Here is a 21,492-nt window from a genome sequence, read left to right as displayed (position 1 = left end):
GAGGCATTTATCGCCTGGTACGGCAACGTCCGGCGTGCCCTCGGTGGGCGCGCCGGACGTTGCCGCGGCTCCGGTCAGCGGTTGCGGCGCAGGAGCGGGGCCACCGCGCGGCCGGGGAGGAACAGCACGAGCAGCGCCAGCACGACGTGCACGGTGATGAAGGCGTAGGCCTGGTACTTGGTCGGCGCGTGACCGATGAACACCGACATGTGGTACGCCCACGTCCACACGTCCGGGACGTGCTGCCACTTCGGGTCGGTATGCGGGTTGACCAGGATGTACGCGAGGTCCTCCAGGCCGGACAGCTGGAGGAGGAGCAGCGCGCCGCCGAGCCGCAGGGTGCCGGTCCGCGTGCCGCCGCCCAGCCGGTAGGACAGGCAGAGCGACAAGATGATCAGCGGCACCAGGGTCAGCATGTGGTAGTACAGCTGATCGCCGTCCCGCCCCGCGTAGTAGAAGATCCGCGGCACGAAGAAGCAGAACATCGCGAGGAACGCCGCCGGGATCACCACCAGGTGCAGGCGGAGCCGGCGCGCCCAGTCGACGTCGAGCCAGGCGATCGCGCCGGCCGCCGCCAGGAAGGGCGTCAGCTCGAACAGGAACAGCCAGAGCGAGCTGATCTTGTGCTGGTGGGGGACGGCGAACCAGATGATCCCCGCGAGGATCAGTGCCGTCAGCAACAGACCGATCGTCACCGCGTTGGCGCGCACGAAGGACGTACGGGCGGCGCGGACCGGCACCTCCTCCACGGACGTGTCGGCGGTCTGTTCAGACGTGGGCATCCGGTTCTCCTTGGGTGGCGAGCAGTGGTGTCGGGACGACGACGATCCGCAGGGTCTCCAGGGCCCGCGCCATGACCTGGCCGGTCTCCGCGTCGGACGCTCCGGTGGTCACCAGGTGGCCGACCTTGTGGCCGGACTCGGTGAACGGCCGGACCAGGTCGCCGGGGCGGACGTAGACGTCGAGGCCGGCCACGCCGGGCATCGCGCGTACGGCGTCCAGCCCGGCGAGGTCGGCGAGTTCCCCCTCCTCGGAGAGAGGCGACGCGAGCAGGCGCAGCATCGACGGACGCGGGGGACCGGGCACGATGTCGAACGCCTCACCCATGACGAGCGAGATCAACGCGGCGACGTTGTCGATCCCGTAGCAGGCGCGCAGGAGGTGGGAGATGCCGTTGCCTCCCAGCCGCGCGCCCGCCTCGATGATCCGGAACTCGCCGTCCTCCGCCGCGACGACGTCGAAGTCGGCCGGGCCGTCGCGCAGGCCCATGGCCGCGCACAGGCGTACGACCAAGCCGATGAGGCGGTCGGCGCCGGGAATCGAGACCGGGCAGACGTGGCCGGCGACCATGAAGTCCGTGTCGGGGACGAGCCGTTTCTCCATGACGGCCGCGAACATCGCCGCACCGTCCCGCAGGAAGAGTTCGACGACCAGATGGCGGCCCTCGACGTACTCCTCCGCGATGACGTCGCCGTCCAGGGAGTACGCCCGGGCATGGGCGAAGGCGCGGCCCAGTTCGCTCGGCCGGTCGACGCGGTGGACTCCCTTGCCGCCCGAGCCGTCGTTCGGCTTGACGATCAGGGGAAAGCGCAGGCTGCGGGCCGCGTCGATCAGGTCGGCCGGATCCGAGGCACGGGTCCACGCGTGACCGTCGACGCCCGCGCTCCTCGCCATCGTGTGGAACGCCGCCTTGTCTAGCGAGACGACCGCGGCCTGGCGCGGGTACCGGTAGGGCGTCGCGTAGTACGCGCACAGCTCGTGCCAGGTCATCAGGGCCGCGTCGCTCGCCGCGGACACCACCGCGGTGGGCCGCCGGTCGCCCAGCGCGGCGATGATCGCGCCGGCGTCCCGGGTCGTCACGTGCAGGAACTCGTCCGCGACCCGCAGTGCGGGACGGTCCCGGCGCTGGTCCACCGCGATGGTCCGGATGCCGCGGCGGCGCGCTTCCCAATAGAGCGGCAACTGCTCTTCGCTCGCGCCGAGGATGAGCAGGTCGGTCATCGCGCGGCACCTGAGGGCCCAGACCGGATGTTCGCGGCCGTCACGAGGCCACCTCCCGAAGAGCCGGAGGCGGTGCCGGGCGGGCGGTCTCGTCGTCCTGGAACGCCACGGGCGGCGTCGGACGGCCCGTTCCGCCGTCGATCGTGTCCTCGTGACGCAGTTCCACGTTCGCCTCGCGTACGTAGAAGAGGCGAGAGGGCTGCTGGTCGCGCATGAAGCGGTGGAGGTATCGCGCCAGCACCGCGACGCAGGCGAGCGCCAGCGCGGCGCCGACGGAGCCGAGGCCGAGAAGCGTCGCGAGCACGCCCACCACGGCCGCGAGGTAGACGTACAGGAACGGGCGCCACGAGTAGCTGAAGAACAGCTCGAAGCTGTAGCCGATCAGGCGGGTCACCCGGAACTTGGACTCACCGGCGGTACGCGGCCGGTGCTCGGTGGGCACGAGCGCGTAGCGGGCCCCGACCAGCGGGACGGCGGCGATGAAGTACGGCGTGCCGAAGCGCAGGTCGGCGATGGTACGGGCGACCGAGGTGCGGATGACCCGGAAGGAGGACGCGCCGCGTGGAACGTCGATGCCGAAGAGCCGGCGCGCCGCCCAGTGCATGCCGTTCGAGCCGATGCGCCGGATGAACGGGTCGTCGCGGTCCTCGCGGATCCCGAAGACCACGTCATAGCCTTCGGCCGCCTTGGCGATTAATTTCCGGATCTCCTCCGGTGGTGCCTGCAGATCGGCATCGATTTGGACGCACCATGGCTTGGCGGCATATCGAGCACCGGCCGCGTGTGCGGCCTCGAGCCCGAAATTCCGAGTGAACGACAAATAGGTGACGCGGTGATCGTCGGCGGCCACATTCCGTATTCGCGTCAGGGTGTCGTCCGTGCTGCCGTCGTCGATGAAAAGAAACTCCAGATCGGACACGTCCTGCAACGCCTCGCCGATCGCGCGATGCGCCTCCTCGACCTGTGCGCCCTCGTTGTAGCAGGGCACGATGACGGTGAGGCCGGTCATTCGGCGGTCACCTCGCCGGTCGGTGCGGATCGTCGCATCCCTTTCGGCGGTTGCGCGGAGAGTGACGGAAGTATCATGCCGGATACCTGGTCGGACACGCCTCATTCCCTTCTGCGCCACGCCGCGCAGCATCCGCCGTGTTGCGAACTTGTGGTTCGCACGGCCTCGGGCTTTTCAAGGGTAAATAGCGAGGATTGGACGGGAACATAGCATCCGGCGTGCGCGAAGAAAAGATCTTTTGTCGCCTTGGATCCTGTTCAAATCCCTGACTATTTGTGCGGTCTTCTTGTTAGCCTTTTCGGGCGAGGCCGATATGCGACGTTAAGGGCTAGAACAAGTTCTTTGACGCCCAGGGCATAGACCGCGCCCGCCGCGCCGAGCAGCGGCGTTGCGACCGCGCCCACCCCGGCGACCGTGAGCATGCTGAACACCGCGCCGCGCGCGCTGGTCCGCAGCCCCGCCGCGTCCGTGTTCTCCAGCACGAACGTCACCTGGCTCATCAGCAGGTAGGCCGGGATCCGGGTCACGATCAGCACGGCCAGCAGGACGGTGAGCCGAATCGGAGGCAGATCGGTCACGGAAGTGGGGAACGCGGCGAGCAGTGCCGTGGCGGCGACGAGCCAGCCCGCGCCGAGCGCCACCACCGGGCGCGCGAGCCGCGCGATCCGGGCCCGGCCGTCGGCGGCGCCATCGATCGCGAGCCGGGCCGACAGGCGCGGCTGAAGCAGCCGCTGGAGGAAGTAGACGAAGGCGATGATCACCGCCCAGCCCTGCAGCACCAGGTAGAGCTCCGAACTCTGCCCCGCGTGGGTGCCCGCCGTCAGCTCCACGTAGAGCACGCTGGTCCCGGCGTTCATCAGCACCTCGGGCGTACCCATGAGCACGCTCGTCGCGGTGAGCAGGCGCCGGACCCCCGGGCGGGGGCGCCGCTTCGGCGCCGGGCGGCGCAACAGCAGGCCGAGGGCGGCCAGCGTGAGGACGAGCTGCCCGGTCAGGTAGGCCACCGGCGGGATGCCCGGTGCGTAGGCGAGCCCGATCAGCACGACGGTGCCCAGCGCGAGGAGCAGGAAGGTCAGCGTGTCGCTGCGCGGCCGGCCGAGCGCCCGGTGCAGCGCGACCCCGAGAAGCACCGAGCCGAGGGCGGTGGCCTGTGCGGCCGCGAGGGCGTACAACGCGACGCGCGACTGCGGCGCGGCCACCACCGCGACGGCCGCCGCGCCCACGAGGAGGATCGGCGCCAGCAGCGCGAAGGCCCGTAGCGCCGCGACGAGATCTCCGTGGGTTCGCCGGGCGCGGGGCAGCAGCTTCAGGGCGGCCTTCTCCGGCCCCATCTGGACGACCGTCGTCAGCCAGCTGGTGGTGCCGAGCGCCGCCGCGTACGGCGCGAACCGCGCCGACCCCCAGGCGGCGAGCAGGAGGATCCCGGCCGCGTACAGTGCCACGCGGTATGCGCTCCGGCCGGCGATGAGCGACGCCACCGTCCAGAGCCGGACGCGTTCGGGAACCGCGGTGGACGGCAGCGTCTCGGTCATGTCATGACGCGCCGTCGGCGGGCTCCTCGCCCGCGTCCGGTTCCAGAGCGGCCAGGACGGCGTCGCGGAGGGGGCGTGCGCCGTTCTCCAGATAGGCGCGGACGGCCGCCTCGACGCGAGGTACCGAGAACGTCTCGACGACGCTGCGGGCGGAGGGGCCCTTCGCCACCCCGAAGAGCACGGCGAAGAAGACTCCGACCTGTTCCCCGCGAAGGCCCTCGGCCAATCCTCCGGGCTCGAGCAGCGCCTTGACGCGGACCAGGTCCGGTTCCGGCGGCGCCTCCGCGTCGATCCACGTGGCGGGCCGGCCCTCCGTCGTGAACCATCGATGAGCGTGCCGGGTCCGCTCGACGGCCGTCCCCGGGTCATTGCCCTGGGCGACCAGGTGCGCCACCGCGGCGTCGGCGTCGTAGAAGGAGGCGTTGAGCGCCCCGATCACCTTCGTGAACGGAGTGGGCTTCATGGGCAGCTCGTCCAGCGGGACCTCGCTCAGCCGCGCGAAGCTCTTCCGCGCTTCGGCGGAGTCGCGGGCCTGCGCCGTGAACCGGTCGAACTCGGCGTACCAGCGCGTCAGCGTCCGGCGGTCCGGTGCCTCGGCCGGCTTCTGGTCGCCTTCGCGCAGCCAGCGGACCATGCGGGGCGGCATGAAGGCCAGCAGCGGGTCACCGTCGACCGGAGCCAACCGCGGCGCGGCGTCGCGTCGCCAGAGGCCGCGTCCCGCCTCGACGTCCGCGCGCCGGGCACTGATCACCGCGCCGCACGACCGGCAGGAGTAGCGGACCGTCCGGCGTCGCAGCCTGATGACGTCCGGGCCGGGACGGCCGCACTGGGCACACGGAACCTCGATCACCGGAGGGTCGCCGCCGCGTACAGGGGCGAGAGCCGCGCGCCGAACCGGCGCTTGAGCTCGTACATCGACTTCCCCATGATCATCTTCTCTCTTCCGTCCTCGATCAGCTGGTACACCTGCCGCAGGAAGTGATCGAAGTACAGGTGCGGGCGTCCGCCATCGGATCGATCGCGGGTGCCCCAGCCCTGGCAGAGCAGCGTCCGGCCGTCGTCGACCTGCAGGGCGTAGGCGAGAAGTTCGCCGTCCGGGCGCCGATAGGTGAGGAAGCGGATCCCGGGGCGTCCGGACAACATCTCGAAGTACAGCGCCGGAACGGGTACCGGGACGGTGAAGCGGCCCCGGTAGCGGTGCTGCACGACACTGAGCAACCGCCCGGCGTCGGCGCCGTCGATCGAGGTCTCCACCGCGGCCCGCACCCCGGGATCCTCGCTCACCAGGCGTTCGACGCGCCGCATGTGCCGGCGGTCGTCTCCCGGCAGGTCGCGCAGGTACTCCTCGACGCCGCCCCAGCGGTTGTCGACGACCGCCTCGGGCTCGCCGGGGCGGATCACGTGGCCGCGGAAGATCGGTCTGTCCTCGTCGATCACCTGGCGGTAGACGACGCCCGCGCAGCGCAGGCCCAACCGGTGGGCCATGCCCCGTTCGAACGCCTTGACCGCCGCCGCGCGCTCGGCGGTTCCCGACTCCGGGTGGAACGCGTAGCCCGGAGTCGTGACGTACGGCGCCAGGTGGCACTCGACGAGCCCCGGCAGGAGGCGCGGGGACGTGCCGCGGAACCTCCGGGGCGGCCGCGCGCCCCGGTGACGCGCGTGGAAGAGCGCGCACGGCGTGCCGCCGTCCGTCACCAGCGCCATGTACGCCGGCTGCCGGGCGAACCACGCCAGGCGCACCAGGAGATCGTCGTGCCAGATGGCCGGCAGCCCGGCCGCCCGGACCAGCTCCGGCCACTCGGCCGGAACCGTCTCGCGCACCGGATCGATGACCACGACGTCCAGTGCCATCGACGCCTCCCCTCAGCCCGCTGCGGCGATCGCGTAGGTCGGGAGCAGTTCGGCGCCGAGGTCGCTCTTGAGCTCGGGTTTGCCCTTTCCCAGGACCACACCGGCCTTCCCGGCGCCGATCGCCCAGCCGATCACCCGTGTCATGCCATCGAAGTACAGATGGCGCCGACCGCCGCGTCGTACGGGAAGCGCCCCCCAGGTCAGGTAGAGCGGCCACCCGGGGTGGTCCAGAACGAGCCCCACCCCGAGCAACCGTCCGGTCAGGTCGCGGTACGTCACCGCGAGCGTGCCCTCTTGCCGGATCAGTCCCTCGATGTACGGCACGGGCAGCGGCGCGGCGTCGTACTTCAGCTCGTTCTCCCGGCGGAGCAGCGCCACCTCGAGGGCGGTCACGAGCTCGCGCGCCGGCCCCATCGCGGGGAGCACCGTCGCGTCGGCGGTGATCTGGCGGAGCTGACGGCGCAGGTCGCCCGTGCGCCCGGGCCGCAGCGAACCGAGCCATCCCTCCACGTTCGGCCAGGTGATCGGCAGCCGTGCCACCGGGTGGACCGCGTGGACGAGCCGGACGCGGCCCGGCAGGGAGGGCAGGTCGGCCGCGCCGGCCTGCCGCCAGACCAGACCCCGCCAGGTCCGGCCGAGCCGCCGGCGCATCAGGCCGGCGTACGTCGTCAGCAGGGTGCGGCGATCCCGCGGCGCGAGGTCGTCGGCGAACCACCAGCCGCGTTCCGCGTTGGTCCCGGGCAGGGCGACCTGGAGGACGCCGACACGGGGACCGCCCGTCGGCGGCGCGTACGACCCACGGTGCCGTCGGGGGCCCAGGAGCGTGGCGCAGACCGCTCCGACCGGCGCCGAGCCGTCGTGCAGGACGAACAGGAGTAACGGGGACCGGGCGGTCCAGGCCGCGATCCCGAGCTGGTCGTACTCCCAGACGGCGCGGCGGCGCGACGCGGCGAGCAGTTCCCGCCAGTACACGGGTTCCGGGTCGTGTCGGGGATCCAGCACCTCCAGCTCGACCGTCATCCGGCGGCCCATCGCGGGACGATGACGAGCCGGGCCGGCACCACGGCGAAGCCGAGTTCGCGCTTGTGCTCGTCGGCTCCGCGCCCGGCGGAAAGGGCCTGTGCGCCCGCCGCCACGGCGTACTCCACGAAGCGTCCGTAGCAGTCGAAGTAGAGGTGACCGCGGCCGCCCTCTTCCGGCGGGACGCTCGCCCACCAGCTGAGCTGCGGGCGCGTCGGATGGTGCAGGAACATCCCGGTGGCGAGAAGCCGTCCGTCCGCCTGGGTGTAGGTGAGGGTCGACACGTCGTCGTGCGCGGTGAGCGCCGCGAAGTACGAGGGCGGTAGGGGAGCGCGTCGATCGATGCGCCCCGTGCGCGCGGCGACGTGCCGGTTGACCATCCGGGCGAGCTGGTCGGCGTCCACGTCGGTGCGGGCCCGCCCGATGACGACCGTCAGGTCCTCGTCGATCCGCCGCCGGCGGCGGCGGAGGGCCTTACGCCGGCCGGCTCCGAGGCCGGCCAGCCAGTCGTCGACGGTGCCGAGCGTCAGCTCCGTGTCGCCCGCCGTCTCCCGGAGGAGCACGCCGCGCCGTGCGACCGCGGTCACCTCGTCCACCGGCACGTGCCGGTACACGAAGCCGGTCGTACCCACACCGAGCCGGCGAACGGCCGCCCGCTCGTAGGCGCGCATCAGGCCGGCCCGGGCATCGGGCGGGACGTCGGCGGAGAAGTGCCAGGTGGGCCGCCCGTTTCCCTCGCCCGGGAGCCGAACGTCCACCACGAGCGGCTCGCGTCGACGCCGGGGCGGCCGGGACACGCGGACCCCCCGGTACACGGCTCCGACGGCGCCCACGATCTTCTCGCCCTGCCGGAAGACCGCGAGCATCACCGGCGCCCAGGACGTGGAGGCGTGATGGAGCGCCTGGTAGTCCCACGTGGCCGCGAGGTTCTCCCGCCGCCGGAAGTCCGCCCAGCCGGACGGCTCCGGATCGCGGAGCGGGTCCTGTAACTCGACGCCGATCATGGGCAAAGGATCGCACGGTATCGCGCAATTTTGTGGTGGAATTTCGTGCTGTCGAGAGGGGGCACATGAACCGGTTCTCTTCCGAGCGCTGGGAGGCCGCCCGGCGGCGTGTCGTCGACCAGGCCTTCCAGCAGGTTCCGTACTACCGCGAGCAGTGGGCGGTCGCCGGTCGGGTGCTGGAGGAGCCGGTGCCGGTGGCCTCCGCCGATCTCACCGCGCACTTGTTCCGCCTGTTCCCGCTGGGCCGGCCCTGGCTGCCCGACCGCGCCCCCTCGCCGTGGCTCGGCGAGCCCGCGATGCTCGCCTCGGCGCTGCGGGAGGCGGGTGCGCTGTCCCGCGTCCTGCCGGTGCTGGAAGCACGGCGGGAGATGGTGGACTGGCGTGCGCTGGGCCGCCTCGGCCCCCGCTACGCGGCCCTGTTGTCGTCGCGGGCCGACGTCGTGGACGAGGAACGGCGGCGGCTGCTCAACCTCCCGGCCGTGGAGCTCGCGACCATCGCGAACCGGGTCGTGGTCGTCGGCACGAGCGAGGACCTGGCCGAGGTCGTGCCCGCGCTGCCGAAGACCGCCGACGTCCTCCCGGTCGTGCGCGGCACCGCCGCGCAGATCGTCGGCGGTGACGCGGTGGAGATCGCCGGGCGGCGGCCCGCCGTACGGCTCGCCCACGACCCCCGTCTCGGCGACTTCGCGGCGACAGCACCGTCCTGCGGGCGGCCGCATCTTCTGTGGCGGCGCTACCACGCCGGGAGCCGGGACAGCGCCCTGCTGATCACCGCGCTGCGCCGCCGGCCGGTGCTGTGCTCCGTGGTCCCGGAGGACTCCGCCGGCGTGACCGTCGGACGCTGCCCGGAGCACGGCACGGCGATCCTGACAGGCCCTTGATCCATCGCCGCGAGGCGGCTCCGCTCATCGCCAACGTCGCCACGCTCGACAGCCCGTACGCGGGGAAGCGCCACATGGTCGAGCGGGCCCTGTACTACTGGCAGAAGTGGTGACAGACGGCACAAGCGTGGCGCGGTAATCCTCGCGACGGGCTCGGGGACGCCCCGTTAGGGTGTTTCCATGCAGGTCAGCCAGTCGGACAAGCTCGCGAACGTCCTCTACGACATCCGGGGCCCGGTCCTCAAACGCGCCATGGAGCTGGAGGCCCAGGGGCACCAGATCCTCAAGCTGCACATCGGTAACCCCGCGACGTTCGGCTTCGAGGCCCCGGATGAGATCCTCCAGGACGTCATCCGCAACCTGCCGGTCGCGCACGGCTACAGCGACTCCAAGGGCATCCTGTCCGCCCGCCGCTCGGTCGTGCAGCACTACGAGCAGCAGGGGTTCCCCGGGCTCGACGTCGAGGACGTCTACCTCGGCAACGGCGTGTCCGAGCTGATCGTCATGGCCATGCAGGCACTGCTGAACAACGGCGACGAGGTGCTGATCCCGGCGCCGGACTACCCGCTGTGGACCGCGGCGGTGTCCCTCGGCGGCGGCACGCCCGTGCACTACCTCTGCGACGAGAAGCAGGGCTGGATGCCCGACGTGGCGGACCTCGAGGCGAAGATCACCCCGGCCACGAAGGCCATCGTGATCATCAACCCGAACAACCCGACCGGCGCGGTGTACTCCAGTGAGCTGCTGCAGGGCGTGGCCGAGCTGGCCCGGCGGCGCGGCCTGCTGATCCTCGCTGACGAGATCTACGACCGGATCCTGTACGACGGCGCCGAGCACGTCTCGATCGCGCCGCTCGCCCCGGACGTGCTGTCCCTGACCTTTTCCGGCCTGTCGAAGGCCTACCGCGTCTGTGGCTTCCGCTCCGGCTGGATGGTGGTCTCCGGGCCGAAGGACCACGCGGAGTCCTACATCGAGGGCCTCGACATGCTCGCCAACATGCGGCTGTGCCCCAACGTGCCGGGCCAGCACGCGATCCAGGCGGCGCTCGGCGGGCACCAGAGCATCAAGGACCTCATCCTTCCCGGCGGCCGGCTCCACGAGCAGCGCGACCGCGCCTGGCGGCTCCTCAACGAGATCCCCGGCGTGAGCTGCGCGAAGCCGTCCGGCGCGCTGTACGTCTTCCCGCGCCTGGACCCGGAGGTCTACCCCATCGAGGACGACCGGCGGTTCGTGCTGGAGCTGCTGGACGAGCAGCAGATCCTCGTCGTGCAGGGCTCCGGCTTCAACTGGCCCGACACCGATCACCTGCGAATCGTCACCCTGCAGCACGCCGACGATCTCGAAGAGGCGATCGGCAGGCTGGGGGAGTTCCTGGCCGCCCGCCGCCCCTGACCGCCGCCCTGACCGCCGCGCGCGAGCGGTGGAGCCGAAATCCGGTGCTGAGCAGCGACCCTGTGGAGTCGGCGCGAGATGTGAGCCGGGACGTCGGACTTGGTCATTGTGGAGTGGCCAGCAGGCGGAGCACGCTTCGGATGATCGCCTGGCCTTTCATCGTCACGTCGGCCGTGTCGATCGAGACGGCGGGGTCGGACACCATGAGGCTGGTGGCCAGGGCACGGCCGTCGGCGGTGCGGGCCTGGTAGCTCAGGGTCACGACGCCAGGTTCGCTGCCGCCCTTGTACCACACCACCGGGAACCGGGAGGCGTCCAGGTTCAGGCCCTCGTCGTTGCGGGACAGCGCGTGGTGGATCTCAGGTTGGCCAAGCCGCAGCAGCCCCGCATAGGCGTGGCAGATGTCGGCCGGCGAGGCGAACCACTCGATCTCGTCGATCCGGAACGGCCGGGGCCAGGTCTCTCGCACGTCGGGCAGGGGCAGTCGTTCCAGTTCCTTCAACGCGGCAGCGCGTTCTTCCCCGGACGTGGTCAGGAACGGTCGCGCGCGGGCCGGATCGACTTTGAGCTGGAAGAACGCCTTGGTGGTCAGGAAAGGGGTGTTCGCGTGGGGCTGCCGGTGGCCGAACAGGGCGATCTGGCGCTGTACCGCGTCCCCGCCGAGCCGGTGGATCAGGTGGTCGGTGGCGGTGTTGTCACTGATCGAGATCATGTGGTCGGCGTATTCCCCCAAGGTGAGGGTGGTGCCGGCCGGTCGGTTCTGCAGTACGCCTCCAGGCAGGCTCTTCCAGCCGTCGCGGATCGCCAGCTCTTCGTCCCAGGAGGCCCGCCCTTCGGCGACCGCTTGGCCGAGCGCGCCCAGCACGTACAGTTTGAACGCCGAGCCGATGGGTCGTTGTGTGTCGGCGCCGAGGCCGTGCACGATCCGGCACTGCCCGTCCGGGCCGATCTCGGCCGCGGCGAAGGACACGCGCGCTCCGAGCCGGGCCAGTCGGCCGTCGACGTCCGTCCATGAGGTCGGCGAGGCGTCGTCGGGGGTCAGCCGCACGTCGTCGATGAGGCCCGCCCCGTCCACGCGCACCGTGACGAGGTAGTCGGCAGCGCGGCCGCGCACCGCCGACTGGGCGTGATCCGGCCGCCGCGTAAGGATCTCGCGTACGGCGAGCGGGCCGACCCCGGCCAGCGCGGCATTGAGTCCTTCCGGCCCGCCGATCGCATCCAGTAGGGCCGGCGCCAGGCGCTGACGGATCTCGTCGTCCGGTAGGGGTGCGCGCGCCGACGCGCCGACCAGCCACTCCAGCCGCCGGGCGGCGGTCGACGGGGATGCGTCCACCGCGATTTCTTCGCTCACTGCTCTGTTCTCCTCGGTCGGTTCCGAACTATCTTTCTCAGCTTTTGCGAACGGTAACACATTATGAGATCGTTGAACCGTGAACATCTTGGAGCTGCTGGGGCACCCGGTGCGGCTACGAATCGTGCACGCCATGCGCGGCGGTCGGACGTTCACCACCGCTCAGCTGTGCGCGCGCCTGTCCGACGTCTCGAAGGCCATGGTCTATCGGCACGTCGACCTGCTCGCCGCCGGCGGAATCCTGGAAGTGGCCGAGGAGCGGCGGGTGCGCGGTGCGGTGGAGCGCCACTACCGGCTGCGCCAGGACCGGGCGGTCATCGACCTCGACACGGCCAAGTCGCTGTCACCCGACGACCACCGGCGCGGATTCGCCAATGCGCTGGCCGCCCTGGTCGCCGAGTTCAACGCCTACCTCGACCGAGGGAACGCCGACCCGGTCACCGACCTCGTCGGCTACCGGCAGCACGCGATCTGGCTCAGTCGCGACGAACTCAACGCGATGATCGGCGAACTGCGCTCCGCGATCGCGCCCCGACTGGCCAACCCGCCCACACCCGACCGCACGCGATACCTGCTCAGCCCCATCTTCTTCCCCATCGAAGAACCACCGGCCGACCCCGAGTCCGGCTGAGGCGCCGCCTCGGGTGGTGCTCGGGACGCTACGCCTCAGGCCCGTCGCGTCACTGCGCGCTGCGGACGGGTCGGCCGTCTCGGTCAGGCGGTCGCGGGCGCCGGGGCCGTACGCCGGGTCGGTGTGCCGGATCATTGTGACTCCTCGCCTACAGTGTTCGATGGAGGTCGACCATATGAGTGTACGACGCGGATCGAACACCGAACCGCCCGGCCCGTCCGCGCGGGCCCGCGGGCTGACGCACCGGCATCCCTCCGAAGTGCCGCTGCAGGACGCCCTGGACGCGGTCGCCGACCCCGTCCGCCGGACGATCATGCGCGAACTCGCCGGGCAGCCGGACTGGACCCGCGCCTGCGGCACCTTCGACCTTCCGGTGTCGAAGGCGACCCGGAGCCACCACTTCGCCGTGCTCCGCGACGCCGGGCTGGTCGAGCAGCGCGACGAGGGGCCGCGCCGGTTCAATCGGCTGCGGCGAGCCGAGTTCGACGAGGCGTTCCCCGGCCTCCTCTCCCTGGTTCTGGCCGAGCGCACCTGACGGGGAAGCGCGGCTGCGGCGGCCGGCGAGCGGAGTTCGAGGCGCTGTTTCCCGGTCTCCTCGCCCTGGTCCTGGCCGAGTGCAGCCGACGGTGACGACTGGGGAAAGCGTGGCTGTGGCGGCGAACGGTCCTCGTCGCCCGGTAGCGTTGAGCGGGTGGCCGACGACCTCCTCGACTCCTCTGAAAAAACCGACGTTCCGGACGTCGGGCCTCTGCTCGCCGCGGCCGTAGCCGGGGTCGGCGGCGCCGAGCGGCCCGGCCAGGTCAAGATGGCCGAGGCGGTCGCCCACGCCATCGAGTCCGGGGAGCACCTCGCCGTCCAGGCCGGCACGGGCACCGGAAAGTCCCTGGCCTACCTCGTCCCGGCCGTCCGCCACGCCGCCGCCGAGAACGCCTGCGTCGTCGTGTCCACCGCGACGATCGCGCTGCAGCGCCAGCTCGTCGAGCGCGACCTGCCGCGCCTCGCCGAGTCGCTGACGCCCCTCCTCGACCGCGAGCCGGCGTTCGCGATCCTCAAGGGCCGGCGCAACTACCTGTGCCTGCACCGGATGCAGGTCGACGAGCCCGACGACCCGGACGAGATCCTCTTCGACGCCCAGACGGTCTCCGCCACGGGCCGGCAGGTCCAGCGCATCCACGAGTGGGCCGAGAAGACCGAGACCGGCGACCGCGACGAGCTCGTCCCCGGGGTCTCCGAGCAGGCGTGGCGGCAGGTCGCCGTCAGCGCCCGCGAGTGCCTTGGGGCGCAGCGCTGCCCGTTCGGCACCGAGTGCTACGCCGAGCGCGCCCGTGACAAGGCCGGCGACGCCGACGTCGTCGTCACCAACCACGCGCTGCTGGCCATCGACGCGCTGGAGGAGTTCCAGGTCCTCCCCGAGCACGACGTCGCGATCATCGATGAGGCGCACGAGCTCGTCGACCGGGTCACCTCCGTGGCCACCGCCGAGTTGTCCGCGTCGGCCGTGGAGTTCGCCGCGCGCCGCTGCGGCCGGCTCATCGAGGACGACCTCGCCGACCGGCTCAAGGAGGCCGGGGAGGCGCTGCAGCCGATCCTCGCCGACACCGCGCCGGGCCGCATGGACGTCCTGCCCCAGGCCCTCGGCGGGACCCTGCTGCCGATCCGGGACGCCGCGTACGCCTGCGCCACCGCGCTGCGCACCAGCCTGAAGACCGCCGGGGACGACGCCGAGCGGCTCGGCGCGGGCCGGGCCGCGCTCACGGCGCTGGAGGAGATCCACGACACCGCCGGGCGGCTCCTGGAGACGTTCGAGACCGACCTGGCGTCCCGGCACGACGTCGTCTGGCTGGACCGGCCCTTCAACGAGGACTCCCGGCGGCCGACCGCGCTCCGCGTGGCGCCGCTCGGCGTCGGCGGGCTGCTGCGCGAGCGCCTGTTCGGCCGCCGTACGACCGTGCTCACCTCGGCGACCCTGTCGCTGGGCGGGTCGTTCGAGCCGCTGGCCCGGCAGTGGGGCCTGCCGCCGCTCGGGACCGCCGCGGACGGAGCGGCGGAGGCCGCCGAGGCACCAGACGGCGACGAGCCGGAGAAGAAGGACGCGGGGGAGCGGCCGCTGCGGTGGTCGGGGCTGGACGTCGGCTCGCCGTTCGACCACGCCCGCAGCGGCATCCTCTACATCGCGCGGGGGCTGCCGCAGCCGGGCCGCGACGGCCTGCCCGAGGCGTACCTCACCGAGCTGACCGAGCTGATCGAGGCCGCCGGGGGCCGTACGCTCGGCCTGTTCTCGTCCATGCGGGCCGCCAAGCAGGCCGCCGAGGAGCTGCGCGGCCGCCTCAAGCAGCCGCTGCTGTGCCAGGGGGACGACTCCACGACGCAGCTCATCAAGCAGTTCACCGACGACGAGGCGACCTGCCTGTTCGGCACGCTGTCGCTCTGGCAGGGCGTCGACGTGCCCGGCCCGTCGCTGCGGCTGGTCGTCATCGACCGCATCCCGTTCCCGCGCCCGGACGACCCGCTGTCCTCGGCCCGGCAGCGTGCCGTCGCCGCGCACGGCGGCAACGGCTTCATGGCCGTCGCCGCGACCCACGCCGCGCTGCTGCTCGCGCAGGGCGCGGGACGCCTGCTGCGGTCCATGACCGACCGCGGCGTCGTCGCCGTCCTCGACCCCAGGCTCGCCACCGCACGCTACGGCGGATTCCTGCGGTCGTCGCTGCCGCCGTTCTGGACGACGTTCGATTCCGAGAAGGTCAAGGCCGCGCTGCGCCGCCTCGACACGGCGGACTGAGACGGGCCGCGGGCGTCACCGGGTCAGGACAGCGCGTTCTCCTCCCGGAGCACCCGGCGCAGGACCTTGCCCAGCATGTTGCGGGGCAGCGACGAGCGGAACTCCACGAAGGTGGGCACCTTGTACCCGACGAGGTGCTCCGCGCAGTACGCCCGCACCTCATCCGGGCTCGGCCGGTGCGACCGCTCAAGGATGATGTACACGGCGACCGCCTCTCCATGGCCCGGGTCCGGTATGCCGATGACGGCCGCCTCTTCCACGGCCGGGTGGGTGAGCAGGACCGCCTCGACCTCCGAGGGGTAGACGTTGAACCCGTCGACGATGATGACGTCGCGTTTGCGGTCGATGAGGGTGAAGAAACCGTCCGGGCTCATCATCCCGATGTCGCCCGTCCGGTACCAGCCGTCGGGTGACAGGGTCTGCGCGGTCTCGGCGGGCTGGCCCCAGTACCCGGCGAAGATCTGCGGTCCGCGCACCATCAGCTCGCCGGGATAGCCCACCGGGAGGACGCGGAAGGGGTCGTTCTCGTCGACGATCCGCGCCTCGGTGCTCGGCAGGGGAGTGCCGACGGACACGTGCCGGGCGTTGCCGTCGAGGGGGTTGGCCATGACCACCGGGGACGCCTCGGTCATCCCGTATCCCTGGATGACGTGCCCTCCCGTCCCCGTCTTGAAGGCGTCGACCGTCGTACGGGCGAGTTTCATGGCTCCCGACACGCAGGTACGGATCTTGCCGACCCCGGCCTTCTTCGCCTCCGGCGCCGCGGCGAGTTGCTGGAAGATCGGCGGCACGCCGGGGAACAGCGTGGGCTTGTGCTTGCGGACGGCGTCGAGCACGAGCTCCAGGTCGAAGCGCGGGATCAGGACGACCGTTCCGCCGATGAGAATCGTGCAGGTCAGGCAGAACGTCAGACCGAAGACGTGGAACAACGGCACCACCGCCAGATTGACGTCGTGCCCCGGCCGGATCGCCGGATCCCACGCCGTGGTCTGCAAGGCGTTCGCGACGAGGTTCCGGTGAGTGAGCATGGCGCCCTTGGGGCGGCCGGTGGTTCCGCCGGTGTACTGCAGGACGGCCAGGTCACGGAACGGGTCGACCATCACCTGCGGGTGTGCTTCGGACGCCTCGTCGAGCAGGTCGTCGAACCACTGGACGGGCTCGTCCTCGGGGATCTCGGTGCTCAGCTCGGCGGCCAGCCGGCGCGCCTTGGCCAGCGGGAGCTTGAGCATCCTCCGCTTGAGGAAGGGCAGGTAGTCGGGGAGCGAGGTGACGACGACGTGCTCGACCGCCGTCCCGGGGATGGCCTCGCGTACCGTCTCATATGCCTTGTCGAAGACGATCGCCACGCGGGAACCGGAGTCGGTCAGCTGATACCACAGCTCGTCCGGGGTGTACAGCGGGTTGGTGGGAACCACTACCGCGCCGATCCGCAGCACGGCGTAGAAGGCGATGACCTCCTGCGGGCAGTTGGGGAGGATCACCGCCACCCGGTCGCCCTTCCGGACGCCCAATCGGGCGAGCGCCGTCGCGAACCGATCGACCGCGTCGCGCAGCTTGGCGTACGTCATCGAACGCCCGAGGAACTCCAGCGCCCGATTGCCGGGGAAGCGATCGGCCGACGCGTCGAGCAGCCGCGTGAGCGGCACGTCGGGCACCTCGACGTCGGCGGGAACCCCGTCTGCGTAGAAGCGGAGCCAAGGTCTCTCGTCGTAGGGCGTGCGCATTCGCCGACGATCACCACCGTAAGCAGACGAAACCTTTAAGTCACCTTCGCATCATCTGCCGCCCATTGCCCAGTGTTCCGGCATATGCGATTTATCCACCCTCTTAGCAGGCATGTGCGCAGGAACGGCGCCGCCGTGGCGTTCACGTGAGCGCGTTCAGGGCCAGGTCCACGTCGGCGTCGGTCGTGTACAGGTGGAACGCCGCCCGCAGCCGGCCGTCCCGTACGGCCGCGCGCACCCCCGCCGCGGCCAGGCGTTCCTGCGCTCCGGGCAGGTCGACGCTCACGATCGCACTGCCCGCGGGCGGCCGTCCCAGACCGGCCAGGAACCGGTCGGCGAGCGCGACGTTGTGGGCGTGGATCCGCTCGACCCCGATGGCGCCCAGGAGTTCCAGGGCGGGCGCCGCCCCGACGTACGAGAACCACGCCGGCGACAGGTCGAACCGCCGGGCCGCCGACGCGAGCCGCAGCGGCGGTCCGTAGTACGCGTGAGGCTCCCCGTCCGGCTCCTCACCCGCGTACCAGCCGGCGGCGACCGGCCGGATCCGCTCCCGTACGGCGGGGGAGAGGTAGCAGAACGCGGCGCCGCGCGGGGCCATCAGCCACTTGTACGCCGCGCAGGCGAGCACGTCGAACCGCCGCGCGTCGACGGGCAGCCAGCCGACCGCCTGTGTCGCGTCGGCCACCACGAGCGCGCCGTTCGCCCGCGCCGCCGCGACGATGTCGTCGACCGGCGCGATCTGCCCGGTCGCCGACTGCACGACGCTGAACGCCACGACCGCGGTACGGCCGTCGACGGCCTCCGCGACCTTCTCCAGCGGCACCGTCCGTACGCTCAGGTCCTGGACCAGCCACGGGAAGAGGTTCGAGGTGAACTCGACCTCCGGCACGACGACGTGCGCGCCGGACGGCAGCGATGCGGCCACCGGGGCCAGCTGCTGCGAGACGGCGGCGCCCACGGCGATGTCGTCGGTGTCCGCACCGACCAGCCGGGCGAACTCCTCCCGGGCCCGTCCGGTCGAGACGTCCCAGGAGTTCCACGGCTCGTCGCCGCACTGCCATTCGCCGAGGACCCGCCGGACCGCCTCCAGGGCGGGACAGGGCGGCAGCCCGTAGCTCGCGGTGTTGAGGTACCCCGGTGTGGGCTCCCACAGATGTACGGCCTCGTGTAGTTCCACCGACTCAGTGTGCCGTGCCGCGAAGGACGGTCGGAGGCCGCGCGGCGCGTCGAGGTGCCACGTGGGATCTCGTCCGCCGTGAGCCCCGCTCGGCGAAGTCGGCCGTAGATCAGGCGCCCGCGGAATGCGGCGGCCGGGCGGGCCGGGTGGCGCGGCTGCGTGCCGCGGCGCCTCTCTGGCGGCCCACGCGGCCGTGCACCTCGGTGCCGCCAGCGGTTTTCCACAGTCGGGGGTGGAGGGGTGTCGGCAGGCCGGGTCCGCGCGGGACGCTCGTGGTCATGAGACCGAACACACTGCGGCTCCGGTCGCCCGCCGACGTCGTCGCCGCCATTCCCTATCTCGTCGGCTTCCACCCCACCGACAGCGTCGTCGTGCTGTGCTGCGGCGGCGAAGACGGCACATACGCGATCCGGCTGGACTTAACGGCCTCGGACGTGCTCCTCGACCACGTCACCGACCTCATCACGCGACGCCGGCCCGCCGAGGTCATCCTCGCCGGCTACGGTCCGGGCGCCCGGGTCACGCCCGTCGTCGAGCGGGTCGGTGACCTCCTGGCCCGCGACGGCGTACGGCTCCGCGAGGTGATGCGCGTCGAGGACGACCGCTACTGGTCCTACCTGTGCACCGACCCGGCGTGCTGCCCGCCGGAGGGCACGTTCGTCGACGTGCGCGGCAGCGCGGTGGCCGCGGCGGCCATCGCCGGCGGCCTGGTCGCCCTGCCGGACCGCGACGAGTTGGCGCGGATGATCGCGCCGGCCGGCGGCGAGGCGATGCGACAGGCGACCCTGGAGGCCGAGCATCGCCTGGCCTCCTGGGCCGAGGCCGCCGCGACCGAGGCCGCCCGGAGCGGGACGGGCACTACCGCTCAGGACGACGGAGCATCGGGAGGCGGGAGCCGCGAGGGTGCGGGGGCGGGTGGCGGAGGACTGTCGCGGCGCGTGGCCGGGGAGGGGGTGCGGCTGGTCCGGCTCCTCATCGAGCGCGCGCGGGCGGGCGGCGCCCCGCCGACCGATGCGGAGGTCGCCTGGCTGGGCGTGCTCCTGGTCAACCTCCGGGTGCGCGACGAGGCGTGGGTCCGCATCGACGACGGCGAGATCGGCGCCCACATCGGGCTCTGGCGTGACGTCGTGCGCCGGGTGGCCGAGCCGTACCTCGCCGCGCCGGCCTGTCTGCTGGCGTTCGCCGCCTGGCGGGCGGGCGAGGGCGCGCTGGCCAACCTCGCGCTGGACCGGGCGCTGGCCGCCGACCCGCACTACTCCATGGCGCGGCTGCTGCACGAGTTGTTCGTCAGCGGCCTGCCGCCCTGGTCCGTTCCACTCGACATCACCCCGGAGCAACTCGACGAGGCGAGCTGACCGGTTCGAGGCGACATCGTCGTCGGGAAGTCCTGGCGGTCGCCACCGCGAGCGAGCGGCGACCGCCAGGGATCGAGTGGCTCAGCGGCCGATGTCGCGGGCGACGTCCCGCAGGAGGTCGAGGAACTCACCGACGAGCGGCGTCAGCGTGGTGTCGGCGGGAGTCACCGCGTGGAGGCGGCGGTGCGGCGCGGGCGTGGCCAGCGGCCGGTGGGTGGTGCCGGGCGCTCCGGTGAGGGCGAGCCGGGAGACCAGGGCGACGCCGATGCCGGTGCCGACCAGTGCCTGGGCGACGTCGTAGGACCCCGTCTGGAACCTCATCTGCGGCGTGAAGCCCGCCGTGGCCGTGATCCGGTCGAACTGCGCCCGCGCGGCGTGGCCGGCCAGGATCGTGACCCACGCCTCGTCCCGCAGTCGCTCCAGGCCGATCGGCGCCTGTGGCGGGTGTTCGAGGGCGAGCGGGTGGTCGTCGGGGAGTACCACCACCAGAGGGTCTCGCAGCAGTTCGCGGACCGAGAGGTGCGGGGGCGCCGCGACGTCGGCGTCCCAGGTCGCGACGACGGCCATGTCGAGCCGGCCGGCCGTGACCTCCTCCACGCCGTGCTCGGACTGGAGGTCGACGACGGACAGGTCGGCGTCCGGATGGCGGTGCCGAAGCGCCGTCAGCGCCGGGGGCAGCAGGTGCAGGGCGGCGGCCTGGAACGCGCCGATGCGGAGGCGCAGCGACAGGTGGCCGAGCAGGGCCGCCAGCTCGGCGGACGCCCGGTCGGTCTCCTCGTCGATGACCCGTCCGCGGGCGGCCAGCACCGCTCCCGCCGCCGTCAGCGTCGCTCCTCGCGGGCCCCGCAGGACCAACGGGGCCCGGAAGTCCCGCTCGGCCTTGGCGATCTGCTGGGTGACCGCGGCGGGAGTGAGCCTCAGGACGTCGGCGGCGCCCGACAGCGACCCATAGCGTTCGATCAGCGCGAGCAGGCGGAGTTGTCGAGGATCGGTGAGCATTAAGGAATCTTAAAACAGCACGCCTCTGAGCTAACTTCTCTACGGGCCGCCCCGGACGGCAGGCTGAGGGTGGACGTAAACCCCCGCCGACCGTGGAGTGTGCTGTCGCGTGCCCGCTCACCTGCCCGTGTTCATCGTCACCACCTGGCTGCTGGCCATGCTGCCCGGCGCCGGTCAGGCGCTCATGCTCCGGCAGACGCTCGGCGGTGGTCGCCGCGCGGCGTGGGCCTGCATCGCCGGCAACGCCACCGGCCTGCTGATCTGGGCGACCGCCGCCGCGGCCGGCCTCTCCGCGGTCCTGCTGGCCAATCCAGCCGCATACCGGGCGATCCGGATCATGGGCGGGGTGGTGCTCCTCGCGTTGGGAGTGAGCACTCTGTGGGCGGCGCGGGACTCCGGCACGGCCGAGCCCCGCGCGCGGCGGGCGAACCGGTGGGGCGGCTACGCGGCCGGCCTCTCCACCACCCTGGGCAACCCGAAGGCGGGAGTGTTCGCCGTCTCCGTGCTCCCGCAGTTCGTCACGGCGAAGGGCCCGGTGCTCCTTTCCAGCATCGCGCTGGGGCTGGTCTGGGCGCTGGTGAACACCTGCTGGTACCTGCTGTTCACCTGGGGCGTCGACCGGGGGAGGACTCTGGTCGCCAGGCCCGCCGTCCAGCGTCGCCTGCGCATGATCACCGGTGGCGTGCTGCTCGTGCTCGGCGTCGCGGTGGCCGTGGGCGTGTGACGCGCTGGTCGGGTCGTGGTGGCCGTGCGGGCCCCTGGTCAGGTGGTGGCCGTGGGCGTGTG

Annotated in this window: 19 protein-coding genes; 7 read left to right on the top strand and 12 right to left on the bottom strand. The window is 72.0% G+C overall.

Annotation, left to right across the window (positions count from 1 at the left end; genetic code table 11):
- Positions 1–74: 74 nt before the first annotated feature.
- From AB0I04_RS12960 to AB0I04_RS12925, 8 genes are all read right to left on the bottom strand, one after another.
- The gene (locus AB0I04_RS12960; RefSeq protein WP_360882953.1) at positions 75–782 is read right to left on the bottom strand and encodes a hypothetical protein; all 708 of its coding nucleotides are present in this window, start codon (positions 780–782) and stop codon (positions 75–77) included.
- A complete protein-coding gene (locus tag AB0I04_RS12955; RefSeq protein WP_360882951.1) occupies positions 769–2,001 on the bottom strand; it encodes an ATP-grasp domain-containing protein in 1,233 nt (410 codons plus the stop codon). Before AB0I04_RS12955 ends, AB0I04_RS12960 begins: the two co-directional genes overlap by 14 nt.
- Positions 2,002–2,041: 40 nt before the next feature.
- Positions 2,042–3,010, bottom strand: a complete 969-nt coding sequence (locus AB0I04_RS12950; RefSeq protein WP_360882947.1) for a glycosyltransferase family 2 protein — start codon at positions 3,008–3,010, stop codon at positions 2,042–2,044.
- A gap of 269 nt (positions 3,011–3,279) precedes the next feature.
- Positions 3,280–4,542 carry a hypothetical protein gene (locus AB0I04_RS12945; protein ID WP_360882944.1) on the bottom strand — a complete coding sequence of 421 codons (1,263 nt, stop codon included), beginning with the start codon at positions 4,540–4,542 and terminating at the stop codon, positions 3,280–3,282.
- 1 nt (position 4,543) lies between these two features.
- Positions 4,544–5,392 (bottom strand): hypothetical protein, encoded by an 849-nt coding sequence (locus AB0I04_RS12940; protein ID WP_360882942.1) that lies wholly within the window; start codon positions 5,390–5,392, stop codon positions 4,544–4,546.
- On the bottom strand, positions 5,389–6,393 hold the full coding sequence (locus AB0I04_RS12935; protein ID WP_360882939.1) for a GNAT family N-acetyltransferase: 1,005 nt from the start codon (positions 6,391–6,393) through the stop codon (positions 5,389–5,391). Before AB0I04_RS12935 ends, AB0I04_RS12940 begins: the two co-directional genes overlap by 4 nt.
- A 12-nt stretch (positions 6,394–6,405) precedes the next feature.
- Positions 6,406–7,425, bottom strand: coding sequence for a hypothetical protein (locus AB0I04_RS12930; RefSeq protein WP_360882936.1), 1,020 nt, complete (start codon positions 7,423–7,425; stop codon positions 6,406–6,408).
- Positions 7,410–8,417, bottom strand: a complete 1,008-nt coding sequence (locus AB0I04_RS12925; protein ID WP_360882933.1) for a GNAT family N-acetyltransferase — start codon at positions 8,415–8,417, stop codon at positions 7,410–7,412. The genes AB0I04_RS12930 and AB0I04_RS12925 overlap by 16 nt, the downstream gene beginning before the upstream one ends.
- Positions 8,418–8,482: 65 nt before the next feature.
- Between AB0I04_RS12925 and AB0I04_RS12920 the strand changes: the two genes are divergently transcribed.
- Positions 8,483–9,298 carry a hypothetical protein gene (locus tag AB0I04_RS12920; RefSeq protein ID WP_360882930.1) on the top strand — a complete coding sequence of 272 codons (816 nt, stop codon included), beginning with the start codon at positions 8,483–8,485 and terminating at the stop codon, positions 9,296–9,298.
- A gap of 180 nt (positions 9,299–9,478) precedes the next feature.
- The gene (locus AB0I04_RS12915) at positions 9,479–10,690 is read left to right on the top strand and encodes a pyridoxal phosphate-dependent aminotransferase (RefSeq protein WP_360882927.1); all 1,212 of its coding nucleotides are present in this window, start codon (positions 9,479–9,481) and stop codon (positions 10,688–10,690) included.
- A gap of 103 nt (positions 10,691–10,793) precedes the next feature.
- Here the strand turns inward: AB0I04_RS12915 and AB0I04_RS12910 are convergent, their stop codons facing one another.
- Positions 10,794–12,041, bottom strand: coding sequence for a serine hydrolase (locus tag AB0I04_RS12910; RefSeq protein ID WP_360882924.1), 1,248 nt, complete (start codon positions 12,039–12,041; stop codon positions 10,794–10,796).
- A 79-nt stretch (positions 12,042–12,120) separates the two neighbouring features.
- Between AB0I04_RS12910 and AB0I04_RS12905 the strand changes: the two genes are divergently transcribed.
- From AB0I04_RS12905 to AB0I04_RS12895, 3 genes are all read left to right on the top strand, one after another.
- The gene (locus AB0I04_RS12905; protein WP_360882921.1) at positions 12,121–12,672 is read left to right on the top strand and encodes a helix-turn-helix domain-containing protein; all 552 of its coding nucleotides are present in this window, start codon (positions 12,121–12,123) and stop codon (positions 12,670–12,672) included.
- Between the two features lie 175 nt (positions 12,673–12,847).
- Positions 12,848–13,207: an ArsR family transcriptional regulator gene (locus tag AB0I04_RS12900; protein WP_360882918.1), complete on the top strand. Its 360-nt coding sequence runs from the start codon at positions 12,848–12,850 to the stop codon at positions 13,205–13,207.
- A gap of 156 nt (positions 13,208–13,363) precedes the next feature.
- Entirely contained in the window at positions 13,364–15,451 is a 2,088-nt protein-coding gene (locus tag AB0I04_RS12895) for an ATP-dependent DNA helicase (RefSeq protein WP_360882915.1), read from the top strand.
- A gap of 23 nt (positions 15,452–15,474) precedes the next feature.
- Here AB0I04_RS12895 and AB0I04_RS12890 read toward each other — a convergent pair whose 3' ends face one another.
- On the bottom strand, positions 15,475–17,175 hold the full coding sequence (locus AB0I04_RS12890; protein ID WP_360882912.1) for an AMP-binding protein: 1,701 nt from the start codon (positions 17,173–17,175) through the stop codon (positions 15,475–15,477).
- A gap of 142 nt (positions 17,176–17,317) precedes the next feature.
- Entirely contained in the window at positions 17,318–18,352 is a 1,035-nt protein-coding gene (locus AB0I04_RS12885; RefSeq protein WP_360882909.1) for an aminotransferase class V-fold PLP-dependent enzyme, read from the bottom strand.
- Positions 18,353–18,630: 278 nt separating this feature from the next.
- On the opposite strand from AB0I04_RS12885, the gene AB0I04_RS12880 reads away from it, so the two are divergent.
- On the top strand, positions 18,631–19,707 hold the full coding sequence (locus AB0I04_RS12880; protein ID WP_360882906.1) for a DUF4192 domain-containing protein: 1,077 nt from the start codon (positions 18,631–18,633) through the stop codon (positions 19,705–19,707).
- An 81-nt stretch (positions 19,708–19,788) separates the two neighbouring features.
- Here AB0I04_RS12880 and AB0I04_RS12875 read toward each other — a convergent pair whose 3' ends face one another.
- Positions 19,789–20,706, bottom strand: a complete 918-nt coding sequence (locus tag AB0I04_RS12875) for a LysR substrate-binding domain-containing protein (protein ID WP_360882903.1) — start codon at positions 20,704–20,706, stop codon at positions 19,789–19,791.
- A gap of 109 nt (positions 20,707–20,815) precedes the next feature.
- Here AB0I04_RS12875 and AB0I04_RS12870 point away from each other — a divergent pair, with 109 nt between their 5' ends.
- Complete coding sequence (locus AB0I04_RS12870) at positions 20,816–21,430, top strand: LysE family translocator (protein WP_360882900.1); 615 nt, start codon at positions 20,816–20,818, stop codon at positions 21,428–21,430.
- Positions 21,431–21,492: the final 62 nt, after the last annotated feature.

It is taken from the genome of Actinoallomurus sp. NPDC050550 (genome assembly GCF_040655075.1).
Taxonomy (GTDB): Bacteria; Actinomycetota; Actinomycetes; order Streptosporangiales; family Streptosporangiaceae; genus Actinoallomurus.
This window is presented reverse-complemented; position numbering and strand designations above follow the sequence as displayed.

Bases quoted from the DNA above. Each gene is read 5' to 3' on its own strand.
- AB0I04_RS12960 (WP_360882953.1), bottom strand. From the start codon at position 782: ATGCCCACGTCTGAACAGACCGCCGACACGTCCGTGGAGGAGGTGCCG.
- AB0I04_RS12955 (WP_360882951.1), bottom strand. From the start codon at position 2,001: ATGACCGACCTGCTCATCCTCGGCGCGAGCGAAGAGCAGTTGCCGCTC.
- AB0I04_RS12950 (WP_360882947.1), bottom strand. From the start codon at position 3,010: ATGACCGGCCTCACCGTCATCGTGCCCTGCTACAACGAGGGCGCACAG.
- AB0I04_RS12945 (WP_360882944.1), bottom strand. From the start codon at position 4,542: ATGACCGAGACGCTGCCGTCCACCGCGGTTCCCGAACGCGTCCGGCTC.
- AB0I04_RS12935 (WP_360882939.1), bottom strand. From the start codon at position 6,393: ATGGCACTGGACGTCGTGGTCATCGATCCGGTGCGCGAGACGGTTCCG.
- AB0I04_RS12930 (WP_360882936.1), bottom strand. From the start codon at position 7,425: ATGGGCCGCCGGATGACGGTCGAGCTGGAGGTGCTGGATCCCCGACAC.
- AB0I04_RS12925 (WP_360882933.1), bottom strand. From the start codon at position 8,417: ATGATCGGCGTCGAGTTACAGGACCCGCTCCGCGATCCGGAGCCGTCC.
- AB0I04_RS12920 (WP_360882930.1), top strand. From the start codon at position 8,483: ATGAACCGGTTCTCTTCCGAGCGCTGGGAGGCCGCCCGGCGGCGTGTC.
- AB0I04_RS12915 (WP_360882927.1), top strand. From the start codon at position 9,479: ATGCAGGTCAGCCAGTCGGACAAGCTCGCGAACGTCCTCTACGACATC.
- AB0I04_RS12900 (WP_360882918.1), top strand. From the start codon at position 12,848: ATGAGTGTACGACGCGGATCGAACACCGAACCGCCCGGCCCGTCCGCG.
- AB0I04_RS12890 (WP_360882912.1), bottom strand. From the start codon at position 17,175: ATGCGCACGCCCTACGACGAGAGACCTTGGCTCCGCTTCTACGCAGAC.
- AB0I04_RS12880 (WP_360882906.1), top strand. From the start codon at position 18,631: ATGAGACCGAACACACTGCGGCTCCGGTCGCCCGCCGACGTCGTCGCC.
- AB0I04_RS12875 (WP_360882903.1), bottom strand. From the start codon at position 20,706: ATGCTCACCGATCCTCGACAACTCCGCCTGCTCGCGCTGATCGAACGC.